Here is a 13,369-nt window from a genome sequence, read left to right as displayed (position 1 = left end):
ACCTCAGATCAGGGCGGTGGCCTCCGCGGGGGAGAGGCCACCGCCCTCGGCGTACGCCGACTCGTAGGCACGGTCGTCGTCGAGGACGGCCCGGACGCGGGCCTCCGACCGGTCCCGTGCGGTGCGCTCCAGGCCGACCTGGAGGTGGCCGGGCGGCAGCAGGGCGTCGGCGGCGCCGAGGCAGCGGGCGGCGTCCGCGGCGCGCACGCCCCCGTCCAGGCCGGCCAGGGCGACCGCGGCGACGGTCAGGCAGACGGACGGCAGATGCGGGGTGATGGCCTCGCTCAGCGGGTCGGCGGCGAGCCGCAGCGCGTCCCGCAGCCTGGTCAGCGCCTCCGCGTGGCGGCCGTCGAGGGCGTCCACCCAGGCCTCCTGGGTGAGGATCAGGGCGTCGAAGACGACGAAGTGCGAGATCTTGAACTCGCTGCGCAGCAGCCGGACCTGCTCGCGGGCCTCCGGGATGCGGCCGCTGATCAGCAGCCAGGTGGTCAGGAAGAGCCGGGCGGCGGGCATCGCCTCGTTACTCAGGCTCTCGTTGTCGGCGATGACCTGGCGCAGCAGCCGTTCCCCGCGCTCGGTGTCGCCCGACTCGATGAGCACGCCGCCGAGGCGGGCGTTGAGCACGGCGGTCTGGGAGCGGGCGCCGAGCCGGCCGACCCGCTCGATGGCGGCCTCGTAGTCGACGGCCGCCGCCAGGTAGTCGCCCCTGCGCTCCCGGGACTCGGCGCGCCCGGAGAAGGCCTCGGCGGTGCCCCAGTCGTCCCCGAGGCGCCGGAAGATCTCCAGTGCCTCGTCGGCGTCCCGGGTGGCGTCGCCCGCCCAGGCGGCCCGGTTGGCGAGCAGGTTGGCGCGCATGGCGAGGCTGCCGGCCAGCTCCCACTCGTAGCCGGGTGCCTCGCGGCAGGTGCGGACGGCGGCGTCGAGGATCGCGCGCAGCTGGTCCATGCCGCCGGTCAGCATCACGGCGAAGAACCAGAACATGCCCGGCGCCCGGCAGGTCTGCGGCATGCCGGGCTCGTAGACCTCGGTGACCGAGCGCAGCTTGGCCTGGGCCTCCGGCGTCTGCCAGACGTCCAGTTCGGTGTCCATGCAGGCCATGTGGGCCAGGTGCACGCCGCGCCGGGCCTCGGCGAGGACCTCTCCGGTGTACGGCGGCGGGGTGTCGGTGCAGCGCTGCCAGACCGGTTCGGCCCGGCGCAGCGGCGCGGCGAACGGGTCGGGGCCGAGGGCGATGGCGTCGGCGCACCAGGTGCGGGTCTCGATGCGCTGGTCGTGCATCTGCCAGTACCAGAACAGGGAGTGCAGCAGGCAGAGCGCCTCGCCCTCGTCCCGTACGGCGATGGCGTGCCGCAGCGCGGTGCGCAGGTTCTCGTACTCCAGCTGGAGCCGTGCGATGGCGGCCCGCTGGCCGGGGCCGCGGAGCGACGGCTCGTTGGTGCGGGCGAGTTCGCGGTAGTACGTCAGATGGGCGCGCTCGGCGGCGGCGCGTTCGCCGCTCTCGTCGAGGCGCTGGGCGGCGTACTCGGCGACGGTCTCCAGGAGCCGGTAGCGCATCCCCTCCGCACCCGAAGGGGCGGCCACGACCAGGGACTTGTCGACCAGTGAGCCGAGTGCGTCGAGGGCGGCGGGGCCGCAGACGGCCTCGGCGGCGGCCAGGTCGCAGCCGCCCGCGAAGAGGGAGAGGCGGCCGAGGACGTCGCGTTCGCCGGCGTCGAGCAGGTCCCAGGACCAGTCGACGACCGCGCGCAGGGTCTGCTGGCGGGGCAGCACGGTACGGCTGCCGGAGGTGAGGAGGCGGAAGCGGTCGTCGAGCCGGTCGGCTATCTGGCGCGGGGTCAGCATCCGCAGTCGGGCGGCGGCCAGTTCGATGGCGAGGGGCAGTCCGTCCAGGCGGCGGCAGATCTCGGCGCACGCGGCCGCGGTCTCGTCGTCGGCGCCGACCGTGAAGCCGGGGCGGGCCGCGGCGCCCCGGTCGGCGAGCAGCCGGAGCGCCACCGGCTCGGGCAGCGGCTCCACCGGGCGCAGCAACTCCCCCGGTACGCCGAGGGGTTCGCGGCTGGTGGCGAGGATCGTCAGGTCCGGGCAGCGCTCCAGGAGCCGGGCCGCCAGGTCGGCCGCCGCGTCGACGACGTGCTCGCAGTTGTCGAGGACGAGCACCATCCGACGCCGGGCGCAGTGCTCGACGAGCCGCTCGACCGGGTCGTCGTGCCGGTCGGCGGCGGCCCGCATGGTCTCGGCGCCGCCGCCGTACAGCACGGCCTGGCGGGCGCCGAGCGCGCTGAGCACGGCCTCGGGGACGTCGGCCGGGTCGTCGACGGGGGCCAGCTCGGCCAGCCAGACGCCGTCCCGGGCGGCGTACCGCACGGTCTCGGCGGCCTCCTGCGACAGCCGGGTCTTGCCGGCCCCGCCGGGTCCGAGCAGGGTGACCAGCCGGGCGGCGGCCAGGTCGCCCCGGATGGTCTCGATGTCGGCCTCGCGCCCGACGAAGGAGGTGAGCCGGGCGCGCAGGTTGCCGGGCCGGGACGGCTCGTCCGCCGTGGGTGCCGGGTCGAGGAGCTCGGCGTGCAGGGCGCGCAGTTCGGGCCCGGGGTCGGAGCCGAGGCGGTCGGCGAGGAGGTGCCGTACGTCGTCGTAGGCGGCCAGCGCCTCGGCGGTGCGGCCGGTGCTGTGCAGGGCGCGCAGGCGCAGGGCCTGCAGGGGTTCGTCGAGGGGGTGGGCGTCGGACAGGGCGGTGAGCTCGGGCAGGGACTGCTCGGCCTGGCCGAGGGCGAGGGCGGCGGTGTGCCGGGCGCGCAGGGCGTCCAGGCGGCGGACGTCGACGCGGGCCGCCTCGGCGGTGCGGTCGGGCAGGTCGGCCAGGGCCGGGCCGTGCCACAGGGCGAGGGCGTCGTCGAGGACGGTGGCCGCCTTGGCGGGGTCGCCGTCGGCGAGGGCGCGCAGGCCCTCGCCGGTGAGCCGCTCGAAGCGGTGCAGGTCGACGTCGTCGGGGGCGGCGGTGAGCCGGTAGCCGCCGTCGGTGGAGTCGATCGCGTCCGCGCCGAGCGCCCGGCGCAGCCGGCCGACCAGGGCCTGGAGGGCGCCGGTGGCGTCGGCGGGCGGTTCGTCGCCCCACACCTCGTCGACGAGCAGCCCGGCGGACACCCCGCGCCCGGCCCGCAGCGCGAGCACGGTCAGCAGGGCACGCAGCCGAGAACCGCCCATGGGGACGGCCGTGCCGTCGGGGCGGAGTACCTGGGTGGTGCCGAGGATCGCGTAGCGCACGGGGTCCATTGTCCCTGGGGACGCCGGGACACCGCCTCGGAGTTTCAGATGCGCATGAACTGGGAGGAGTCGAGGGTGAGGGTCCGGCCGGCCACGGGGATGGTGATCTCCTTGCCGAAGGGGCCGGACTGCGTGCGCTGATAGGTGCCGTCTTCCGGCTGGGTCAGGAGCGTCCAGGTCGCGGAGAGCACGTCGACGACGAGGTACACCGGAATGCCGCGCAGTGCGTAGTGGCTCGGCCTGGTGTTGTAGTCCCGGTTCTTGCTCTCCGGGGAGACGACTTCGACGACGAAGGGCAGCAACGCCTCGTCGATCTCGCTCTCACCCGGGTGAACCTGGTCCAGCGGCAGCGCCGCGGCAGCGGGTTCGGGCTTGTATCCCTCTCGGGGCGGGACCAGCGAGAACTCGCCGACCGCCGCCCAGCCGGGCAGCCCGGCCTCGATCTGGTTCTGGATACGCCGTGCCGTCGTCAGGTACGCCTGTGTGACGGGGACCAACGCCAGACCGTTCTCCGTCAGCCGGAGGCGCGCGCTGCGCGGGACGTCGATCCGGTCCTGGACCAGTTCGACCCATCCCTCTGCGAGGGTCATGAGCACCTCCCGGTTCGACTCGCTGTCGACGTAACGACTAACAGGAACCTCGGGCCGCCCGCAGGACGTTCTTCACCTGTCACCTGTACGGTCTACCCCGCACGCCACCTCCACCGACGCGCCCCGGGAGTCCCGCGCCATGACCGCCACCACCACCCGCCCCAGTGACCGGCGGATCAGTCCCGTGTTCGTCGGGATCCTCGCCGTCACCGCGGTCACCGGGTGGGCCACCTGGTCCGGGTTCGCCGAGCAGCCCGGGGTCGCCGTGTTCCTGTTCGTGACGGCGGCCTGGATCGTCTCCCTCTGCCTGCACGAGTACGCACACGCACGCACCGCCCTGCACGGCGGGGACATCACGGTGGGCGCCAAGGGCTACCTGACGCTGAACCCGCTGAAGTACACGCACGCGCTGCTGAGCATCGTGCTCCCGGTGCTGTTCGTGATCATGGGCGGGATCGGTCTGCCGGGCGGCGCGGTCTTCATCGAGCGCAGCCGGATCCGGGGCCGCTGGCGGCACAGCCTCGTCTCCGCCGCCGGTCCGCTGACGAACGTCCTGTTCGCCGCCGTCTGCACCGCCCCCTTCTGGCTCGACGCCCTGGACGGTGTCCCGCGCGACTTCCGTTTCGCGCTCGCCTTCCTCGCCCTGCTCCAGGTGACGGCCGCGATCCTGAACTTTCTGCCGGTGCCGGGCCTGGACGGCTACGGCGTGATCGAGCCCTGGCTGTCGTACAACATCAAGCGCCAGGTGGAGCCGTTCGCCCCGTTCGGTCTGCTCTTCGTGTTCGCGCTGCTGTGGGTGCCGTCGATCAACAGCGCGTTCTTCGACGTGATCGACGCGCTGCTGCGCCACTTGGGCGTCGGGGACCTGGACCAGTACTGCGGGCAGCAGCTCTACCGCTTCTGGCAGGGGTCGAACGAGTTCTGCTCGATCAGCCAGTAGCGGCACGGCGGGGATCAGGCCGACATCGGGAACTCCTCGCCCAGTTCCCGGAACACCGCCGTGTTGAGGGCGAACGCCCGCTTGCACTCGGTCACGATGCGCTGCTTCTCCAGGTCGTCGGCGTGCACCGCGTCCAGCAGTTCGCGGTAGTCCCGCTTGAAGGCGGCCGGGTTGGCGATGTCCTCGAAGACGTAGAAGCGGACGCCGTCGCCCCTGCGCGCGAACCCCCAGGTCCGCTCGGCCCGGTCGCGGATGATCTGGCCGCCGGAGAGGTCGCCGAGGTAGCGGGTGTAGTGGTGGGCGACGTACCCGCCCGCCCAGCCCTCGGCGCACTCCCGGACCCGCGCCGCGTACTCCTCGGTCGCCGGCAGCGCCGTGCGCCCCGTCCGCCACCCGGCCCCGTGCAGGTACGCCAGGTCGCGCTCCAGCGCCGCCAGCCGGAACAGCTCGGGCCGCACGAACGGCCCCGCCACCGGGTCCGCCGCCAGCCGCCCGGCCGCGTCCTCCAGCGCCTCGTACACGAACCACAGCTGCTCGGTGTAGCGGGCGTACGCCTCCACACCGAGCCGGCCGCCCAGCAGGTCGCTCATGAACGTCGAGGTCTCCGCCGCCACGTGCTGCTCGTGGGACGCGGTGCGGATGAGTGTCGAGAAGGAGTCCATGGGCAACATCCTCTAAGGTAAGGCTTACCTAAGTCAATGCTCTTGCCGACGCTTCGTCGGTAAAGTTACCGACATCCTGTCGGCAAAAGCGTACCGGAAAAAGGCCCGCCCTCCGAGGGGAGGACGGGCCGGGCGGCAGCGGGAGGGTTACGGCAGGGTCAGGATCTCCGCGCCGGTGTCGGTCACCACCAGGGTGTGCTCGAACTGCGCGGTCCGCCTGCGGTCCTTGGTGACGACCGTCCAGCCGTCGTCCCACATGTCGTACTCGTACGTCCCGAGCGTGAGCATCGGCTCGATCGTGAAGGTCATCCCCGGGTGCATCACGGTCGTCGCCTGCGGGCTGTCGTAGTGCGGGATGATCAGCCCGGAGTGGAACGACGAGTTGATGCCGTGCCCGGTGAAGTCGCGGACGACTCCGTAGCCGAAGCGCTTGGCGTACGACTCGATGACCCGGCCGATGATGTTGATCTGCCGGCCGGGCCGGACCGCCTTGATCGCCCGGTCGAGGGACTCCCGGGTCCGCTCCACGAGGAGCCGGCTCTCCTCGTCGACGTCCCCGACCAGGTAGGTGGCGTTGTTGTCGCCGTGCACCCCGCCGATGTACGCCGTCACGTCCAGGTTGACGATGTCCCCGTCCCGGAGCACCGTCGAGTCCGGAATGCCGTGGCAGATGACCTCGTTGACGCTGGTGCACAGGGACTTGGGGAAGCCGCGGTAGCCGAGGGTGGACGGGTAGGCCCCGTGGTCGCACATGTAGGCGTGCGCCACCTTGTCGAGCTCGTCCGTCGTCACACCGGGCGCGATGATCTTCGCGGCCTCCTCCATCGCCTGTGCGGCGATACGGCCGGCGATGCGCATCGCCTCGATGGTCTCCGGGGTCTGCACCTCCGGCCCGGTGTACGGGGTCGGCGCGGGTTTGCCGACGTACTCGGGGCGGCGGATGTTTCCGGGTACCGAACGGGTGGGAGAGAGCTCCCCTGGTACGAGCAGCGACTGGCCAGACATGCCAGCGAGTCTAACCAGCGGGCATGGGGGAACATGTGGATGGCGAAAGGAGCCGGTCATGGCCCTGTTCAAGAAGCGGACCGTCGCGAAGGCGGGCGAGTGGTACTACTGCCTGCAGCACCAGAAGGTCGAGGAGGGCCCGGAGTGCCCCGCCAAGGACCGGTTCGGCCCTTACGCCACCCGTGAGGAGGCCGAGCACGCGATGGAGATCGCGCGGGAACGCAACCTCCAGTGGGAGAACGACCCGAAGTGGCACGACGCGCCGGCGGGGGACGCCTCGGACGAGGACTGATCAGGAGGGCCGAGCGGGCGCGGCCCCGGTTGCGGCTTCGGCGGTGCGCCGGGCGCGGAGTCGTACGGCGTGTTCGTTCGTCCGCGCGTCGTACGACATCAGGGCGGGCAGGCACAGGGCCAGCAGGCCGACCGCGCCGGTGCAGAGCAGGCCGCCCGCGCCGACGGACGCCCGTACGCCGAGCCATCCGGCCATACCGCCGGAGCGGATCTGGCCGAGGGTCGGGCCCACCGAGTACGACAGCAGCTCGATCCCGGCGAGCCGGCCGCGCAGTTCGTCGGGGATCGTCTGGTTCCACATGATGCCGCGGAAGATCCCGCTGACCATGTCGCAGCCGCCGGCGACCGCGAGGAAGAACAGCACCAGCCACACGTTCGCCACGGCGCCGGCGGCGGCGATCGCGAGGCCCCACAGCGCGGCGGCCAGCACCACCATCCGCCCGTGCCGGTGCACGCGGGACGTCCAGCCGCTGACGAGGCTCACGACGAGCGCTCCGGCCGGGACGCTCGCGTACATCAGCCCCAGGGACCACTCCGCGTGCAAGTCGTCGGCCAGGAACGGGAGTACGGCGAGCGGCATCGCGAGGAACATCGCGGCGAGGTCGACGGCGTAGGTGCCGAGGAGTTCCTTGCGGCTCCAGGCGTAGCGGGCGCCTTCCACGATGGAGCGGAGGGAGGGCCGGGCGGCCTCGTGGGAGGCGGGAGACGCGGCGATGGGGACGATCAGGACGACGGAGACCAGGAACGTCACGAGATCGGCACCGTAGGCCCAGCCGAGACCCGCGTACGCCACGACCAGGCCGGCGACCGCGGGGCCCGCGACGCCGCCGACCGTCCAGCGGAACGAGTTGAGGGCCGCCGCGGCCGGGAGGTCGTCATGGGCGACGATCCTCGGCCAGAGCGAGTCGAGCGCCGGGCGCTGGACCGACCCGAGGGCGGAGGAGAGCGCGGCGACGACGTACAGCGGCCATACCGCCGGGTGCGGCAGCAGGGCGTTGACCAGCAGCCCCGCGCTGAGCAGCCCCTGAGCGGCCTCGGTCCGGACGATCAGCTTGCGCTTGTCGAGGGCGTCGGCGAGGGCGCCGCCGTACAGCCCGAACAGGACGAGCGGAAGCAGCTCGACCGCGCCGATGGCTCCTACGGCGGTCGCGGACCCGGTGAGGTCCTTGATCTGCACCGGGAGCGCGACGAACGTCAGGAAACTCCCGAAGTTGCTGACCAGCCCGGAGACCCACAGGCGCCGGAAGTCGGCGGAGGCGTGCCAGGGGGCGAGGTCGGGGAGGAGGCGGCTCACGCCGACCCATGCTGAACGGCCGGCCCCGCTGTCTCAACCGCTTTTCGGCCCACCCACCCACCCGACTCGGTTGGTGGAGAGGTGAGGAGTGGGGCGGGCCGAATCGATCAGCCAAGGGCAAGGGGGCGGGGCCGGGTGGGTGCCGCTCGATGGGGTGCGGCTCGGTGGGGGCTGGTCGCGCCCACGCGGCGGAGCCGCATATCGAATACAGCCCCGCGCCCCTGAAGGGGCGCTGCACCAACGCGCCCTGAAGGGGCGCGGGGAACTGCGCGAGCAACCACTACGTGCCCGCAGCCGACATCCGGGGCCGGGGCCCCTGCCCTTCCACGGTGCTGCCGAAGGCAGTTGACTGAGCGAGTCGGGTGGGTGGGCGGGAAAGGTCACCAGAGGGTCGGGGGCGGGGCCATCACCGTCTCCGCCAGGTGGGCGAGGCGGTCGCGGAAGCGGCGGTGGCTTCTCGGCGACGGGCCGTTCTCTCCGGCCGCCGCGCTGACCAGGTGCTGGACCGTGTCCAGGTCCAGTTCCGCGGCCTCGGGGACGGTGAGCGTCTCGTGGGCCATGGCGGTGAGCGCGTCGTCGGTGGTGGTGGAGAGGGCCAGGACCGTCACGCCGGCGCGGCGGGCGGTGTGGATCCGCTCCAGCAGGGGTTCGGCGTCACCCGGCGCCACCACGAGCAGTGTCTCGCCGCGGCGGGCCGTCTCGATGCGCCCGGGGCCGACCGCGAGGTGCGCCGGGTCGGTGGGACGCGCGTCGTGCCGTACGAGGGTCGGCGCCAGTTCCGGCGTACCGGACCACGCCGCCTCGTCCACCAGGTGCGCGGCGAGATGCCAGGGTTCGTGGTCCGGGGTGCCGAGGAGGAGGAGTCCGCCGCCGTGCGTCACCACCGAACCGCGCAGCGCCCCCGCGAATCTCCGCGTCGCGGTCAACCACTCGGTCCCGGCGAGCACTTCGCGCAACAGCGCGACCCGTACGGCGTCCATGCCCCCGCATACTGCCGCAATCGGACACTCGTGACGCGGAGTTCACTCCGAATTCGCCCGAACCGGGGAGAAGGCGGCCCATGAGCGACGTAGAAGCAAGCATTCCCTTTCGCGCCGGCAAAGAGGGCTACGCCAGTTTCCGGATCCCGGCGGTGGTGGTCTCCCGGGCCGGCACCGTGCTCGCCTTCTGCGAGGGGAGAGTCGACTCGGCCGCCGACCACGGGCACATCGACGTCGTCCTGAAGAGGTCGGGGGACGGGGGGCGTACCTGGGGGGCGCTCCAGGTCGCCGCGAGCAACGGGACCGATCTCGCCGGGAACCCCGCCCCCGTCGTCCTCGACACCGGCCGCATCCTGCTGGTGCACGTCCGCAGCGCCGCCTCCGCCACCGAGGACGCCATCCTGCGCGGGCAGGTGCCGGACGCCGACGGGCGGCGGGTCTGGGTGCAGCACAGTGACGACGACGGAGTGACCTGGTCCGCGCCGAAGGAGATCACCAAGTCGGTGAAGAAGGCCGGGTGGCGGTGGTACGCCACCACGCCCGGGCATGCGCTGCAACTGCGTTCGGGGCGGGTGGTCGTGGCCGCCAACCACACCCTGCCGCCCACCGGGACGGACAACGGCACCGAGGGCAGGTACAACAGCGGGCACTGCCTGCTCAGCGACGACCACGGGGAGACCTGGTACCTCGGCTACCTCGACGAGAACACCAACGGGTACATCAACGTGAACGAGACCACCGCCGCCGAACTGCCCGACGGGCGCGTCTACTTCAACACGCGCAACGACTCCCCGGCGCCGGGGAACAGGGCCGACGCGCACTCGGCGGACGGCGGGCGCACCCTCGTGAAGCCCTTCCGGCCGCAGGCCGGGCTCACCGCACCCGTCTGCCAGGCCAGCGTGCTCCAACTCCGCGATCCGGACCTGCTGCTGTACTCCGGACCCGGCGATGCGGCGAGCCGCGCCCTGATGACGATCCGCGCCTCCGCCGACGGCGGGACCACCTGGCGGTCCGTGCACACCGTGGACGGGCTGCCCGCCGCCTACTCCGACCTGACCCGGATCGACGCGGCCACCGTCGGGCTCCTGTACGAGACCGGTGACTTCAGCGCGTACACGACGATCACCTTCCGCCGGGTGCCCGTGAACCGGCTCACCTGACCGAACCTGGCCGGGTACGGCCGTCGGCCCGGACGTAGAGTCGGCCCATGACCTCTACCGACAGTGCACAGCAGCCGGCGGCCGAGAAGGCCGCCGCCAAGGATCCCTGGGACCTGCCCGACGTCTCCGGTCTGGTCGTGGGGGTGCTCGGCGGCACCGGCCCGCAGGGCAAGGGCCTCGCCTACCGGCTGGCCCGGGCCGGCCAGAAGGTGATCATCGGCTCCCGGGCCGCCGAGCGCGCGCAGGCCGCCGCCGACGAGCTCGGGCACGGTGTCGAGGGCGCCGACAACGCCGAGTGCGCGCGCCGCAGCGACCTCGTGATCGTCGCCGTACCGTGGGACGGGCACGGCAAGACGCTGGAGTCACTGCGCGAGGAACTGGCCGGCAAGCTGGTCGTGGACTGCGTCAACCCGCTCGGCTTCGACAAGCAGGGCGCCTACGCGCTCAAGCCGGAGGAGGGCAGCGCGGCGCAGCAGGCCGCGGCGCTGCTGCCGGACTCCCGGGTCACGGCCGCCTTCCACCATCTCTCCGCCGTACTCCTCCAGGACCCGGAGATCGAGGAGATCGACACCGATGTGATGGTGCTCGGCGAGGTGCGGGCCGACGTGGAGGTCGTGCAGGCGCTGGCCGGGCGCATCCCCGGGATGCGCGGCGTCTTCGCGGGACGGCTGCGCAACGCCCACCAGGTGGAGTCCCTGGTCGCGAACCTGATCTCGGTCAACCGCCGCTACAAGGCACACGCCGGGCTCCGCGTCACGGACGTCTGAGGGGATGGGGGACACTGGTGGGCGCCAGCAGTGTCCCCCGCACTCGTCAGGAAAGCGATCTCATGCCCCGCCTCGCCCTCTACGCGCTGATCGTCTGCGTCCTCGCCGTCGCCGCCGCCGTCGTCTCCTTCGTCCAGGGCAGCTGGCCGATCGGCGTGGTCTGGGTGCTGCTGACGGGGCTGTCGTCGAACATGACCTGGTACTACGTGCGGCGCGGGCGCGCCGACAAGTCGGTCACCAGCTGATCCCCGGCTGCTTCTCCGGGCCTTCCAGGAGGACCCGCCCGCCGATCTCCACCCAGCCGAACGGCTGGGGCGCGGTAAGGATCTGCGAGCCCCTGCCCTGGGTGATGTTCAGGGCCCGGCCCAGTTCCGCGGTGAGCAGCAGCGCCGCCGCACCGGTCGCCTCGTCCTCGTCGATGCCGTCGTCGCGGCCCGGGAAGGCACGGGCGCGGATCCGCCCGGCCGACTCGTCCTCCCACGCCCAGGCGTAGATCCACTCCCCCGGCGGCGGCACCGGCAGCGCGTCGACCTGGGCGGCCGTGGCGTACTGGCGCAGGGTGCGCGGCGGGACCCACTCCGGGAGCGCCTCGATCCAGCTGAACTCCCCGTCCAGCCGGGCGCCGACCACGCCGGCCGGGGTGACCAGTTCGGGTACGTCCAGCAGCCAGGCCGTGCCGACGCAGGGGTGGCCGGCGAACGGCAGGCGCAGGGTGGGGGTGTAGATGTCGACGGCCCCGCGCTCGGGGTCGTCCACGAACACGGTCTCGCTGAACCCGAGCTTCGCCGCCAGCGCCTGCCGGTCCTCCCGCGCGGGCAGCACGGAGCCGTCGCGGACGACCCCGAGCTCGTTGCCGTATCCGCCGTTCGCCGCGCAGAAGACACGCAGCACGTCGTAGTCAGTCACTCCGGCATTGAAGCACTCGCGGCGTCACCCCTGGGTACGACGCCTGCGCATCGCATACACGACACCCGCGCCCGCGGCGACGGTGACGGCTGCCGCCGTGCCGAGGGCGGCTGCCGGAAGGGCCGAGCCGGTGGAGGCGAGGGCACCACCCGTGCCGCCCGTCGTGGAGGCGACGGCACCGCCGCTCGCCGAACCGGTGGTGTCGTCCGAAGCGGTGGCGGTCGGGGTGCCGGTCGCCCCGTCGTCGCCAGACGGGAGCTGGGCGTCGTCCGTCAGGGCGATGGAGAGGTCCAGCGGGTCGAGTGCGGTGCCCGCGGTGTAGTAGCCGCTGAACGCCTTCGCGCCGGCCTCGGTGAGGGTGGCGGTGACGTCGTCCAGGGTGATGACGTCGTCCGTGGCGGTCAGGTCGGCGGATCCGGCCTTCAGGTCGGCGAGTTCGACGTCCTCGGTGGTGGTGCCGAGGCTGGTGACGTCGGCGGTCAGGGTGCCCTTGCCGTCGGCGATCGTCGCGCGGACGCCGGAGAGGGTGAGGTCGAGGGCGTAGGTGCCGTCGCTCTCGTGGCCCTTGAAGTTGACCGCGCCCCCGAAAGCGGTGGTGAGGGTGCCGGCGTCGGTGTCGTAGGTGCCGGTCGCGTCGGTGAAGGTGAAGACGCCGTTGCCGGCGGCCTGGGTGGCCCCGCCGGAGACGGTGATCCTCCCGTTGGCCACGCTGCCGACGACATACGTGCGGAAGGACTCCTTCACGCCCCAGGTGAGGGTGCCGTCGGCTATGTCGCCCTCGGCCGGGGTCTCCTCGGGCTCGGAGGCGGAGGGCGAGGCGGACGTGGACGCGGACGTGGAGGCGGACGCCGAAGGGGACGCGGACGTGCTCGCCGAGGCCGACGCGGACGGCGACGGCGACGGGGAGGTGCTCGTGGACGCGGAGGCGCTGGGCGTCGGGGACTGTGCGGTCGTCTGGACGACCGTCAGCGGGTCGCCGGCCGCGCCCTCGTAGCCCGCGCTGCCGAGGACGTCCGCGGCCTGCTTGGTGAGGGTGGTCGTCATGTCCGTCATCGCGCGGGTGACGGTCACCGTCGCGAGCGGCACGTCGTCGGTCGTCGTGCCGTTGCGGGTCACGTCGGCGGTGATCTCCGCGGCCCCGCTGTCGAACCGCACGTCGGACAGGGTGAGGTCGAAGCCGTGCAGCTGGGAGGAGATGCGGAGGCTGCCCTGGAAGGCGAGGGCGACGGTGTGCGCGTCGGAGTCGTAGCTGCCGGCGCCCAGGGTGAAGGTGAAGGCGCCGTTGCCCGCGGCCTGCGAGGCGCCGTCGGACGGGGTGAAGGCACCGGCCGCCATCCCGGTCACGTAGGTGCGGTACGACTGCTTGATGCCCCAGGTCAACTCGTAGCCGCTGAGCGGGACTTCGGCGGCCGACGCGGTGGTCGCGGCGGTCAGCGCGCCGGCACCCAGGGTGACCGCCACGGCGGCGGCGAGGGCGAGGGATCCGGGTGTGGTGGCAAGCATGGGCCTGTGG

General features: G+C 72.7%; 13 protein-coding genes. 5 read left to right on the top strand and 8 right to left on the bottom strand.

The genetic code is table 11. The features are described 5' to 3' along the window. Positions 1-3 precede the first annotated feature (3 nt). Both ABZ887_RS24300 and ABZ887_RS24295 read right to left on the bottom strand, forming a co-directional pair. A complete protein-coding gene (locus ABZ887_RS24300; RefSeq protein ID WP_361292789.1) occupies positions 4-3,270 on the bottom strand; it encodes a BTAD domain-containing putative transcriptional regulator in 3,267 nt (1,088 codons plus the stop codon). 35 nt (positions 3,271-3,305) lie between these two features. Continuing rightward, a complete protein-coding gene (locus ABZ887_RS24295; protein ID WP_361292788.1) occupies positions 3,306-3,851 on the bottom strand; it encodes a Uma2 family endonuclease in 546 nt (181 codons plus the stop codon). 139 nt (positions 3,852-3,990) lie between these two features. Between ABZ887_RS24295 and ABZ887_RS24290 the strand changes: the two genes are divergently transcribed. Further along, positions 3,991-4,791, top strand: a complete 801-nt coding sequence (locus ABZ887_RS24290) for a site-2 protease family protein (RefSeq protein WP_361292786.1) — start codon at positions 3,991-3,993, stop codon at positions 4,789-4,791. Between the two features lie 14 nt (positions 4,792-4,805). Here ABZ887_RS24290 and ABZ887_RS24285 read toward each other — a convergent pair whose 3' ends face one another. Together ABZ887_RS24285 and map are read right to left on the bottom strand one after the other, a co-directional pair. Further along, positions 4,806-5,453, bottom strand: coding sequence for a biliverdin-producing heme oxygenase (locus ABZ887_RS24285; RefSeq protein WP_361292784.1), 648 nt, complete (start codon positions 5,451-5,453; stop codon positions 4,806-4,808). A 147-nt stretch (positions 5,454-5,600) separates the two neighbouring features. Continuing rightward, entirely contained in the window at positions 5,601-6,458 is an 858-nt protein-coding gene (map, locus tag ABZ887_RS24280) for a type I methionyl aminopeptidase (RefSeq protein WP_361292782.1), read from the bottom strand. A 58-nt stretch (positions 6,459-6,516) separates the two neighbouring features. Between map and ABZ887_RS24275 the strand changes: the two genes are divergently transcribed. After that, entirely contained in the window at positions 6,517-6,750 is a 234-nt protein-coding gene (locus tag ABZ887_RS24275; protein WP_361292781.1) for a hypothetical protein, read from the top strand. Here the strand turns inward: ABZ887_RS24275 and ABZ887_RS24270 are convergent, their stop codons facing one another. Together ABZ887_RS24270 and ABZ887_RS24265 are read right to left on the bottom strand one after the other, a co-directional pair. Beyond that, entirely contained in the window at positions 6,751-8,043 is a 1,293-nt protein-coding gene (locus ABZ887_RS24270; protein ID WP_361292779.1) for an MFS transporter, read from the bottom strand. Between the two features lie 380 nt (positions 8,044-8,423). Further along, the gene (locus ABZ887_RS24265; RefSeq protein WP_361292777.1) at positions 8,424-9,023 is read right to left on the bottom strand and encodes a hypothetical protein; all 600 of its coding nucleotides are present in this window, start codon (positions 9,021-9,023) and stop codon (positions 8,424-8,426) included. Between the two features lie 80 nt (positions 9,024-9,103). Here ABZ887_RS24265 and ABZ887_RS24260 point away from each other — a divergent pair, with 80 nt between their 5' ends. From ABZ887_RS24260 to ABZ887_RS24250, 3 genes are all read left to right on the top strand, one after another. After that, entirely contained in the window at positions 9,104-10,183 is a 1,080-nt protein-coding gene (locus ABZ887_RS24260) for a sialidase family protein (protein ID WP_361292775.1), read from the top strand. Between the two features lie 47 nt (positions 10,184-10,230). Next, complete coding sequence (npdG, locus tag ABZ887_RS24255; protein WP_361292773.1) at positions 10,231-10,950, top strand: NADPH-dependent F420 reductase; 720 nt, start codon at positions 10,231-10,233, stop codon at positions 10,948-10,950. A gap of 62 nt (positions 10,951-11,012) precedes the next feature. Beyond that, entirely contained in the window at positions 11,013-11,195 is a 183-nt protein-coding gene (locus ABZ887_RS24250; protein ID WP_361292771.1) for a hypothetical protein, read from the top strand. Here the strand turns inward: ABZ887_RS24250 and ABZ887_RS24245 are convergent. Further along, the gene (locus ABZ887_RS24245; protein WP_361292769.1) at positions 11,185-11,856 is read right to left on the bottom strand and encodes a PhzF family phenazine biosynthesis protein; all 672 of its coding nucleotides are present in this window, start codon (positions 11,854-11,856) and stop codon (positions 11,185-11,187) included. The genes ABZ887_RS24250 and ABZ887_RS24245 overlap by 11 nt on opposite strands. Before the next feature lie 24 nt (positions 11,857-11,880). Then, positions 11,881-13,359: an HtaA domain-containing protein gene (locus tag ABZ887_RS24240; RefSeq protein ID WP_361292767.1), complete on the bottom strand. Its 1,479-nt coding sequence runs from the start codon at positions 13,357-13,359 to the stop codon at positions 11,881-11,883. Between the last annotated feature and the right edge of the window lie 10 nt (positions 13,360-13,369).

The sequence above is a fragment of the Streptomyces sp. NPDC047061 genome (genome assembly GCF_040643955.1).
Taxonomy (GTDB): domain Bacteria; phylum Actinomycetota; class Actinomycetes; order Streptomycetales; family Streptomycetaceae; genus Streptomyces.
Note: the sequence above shows the minus strand (reverse complement) of the source record. Positions and strands in the feature narration are given on the sequence as shown.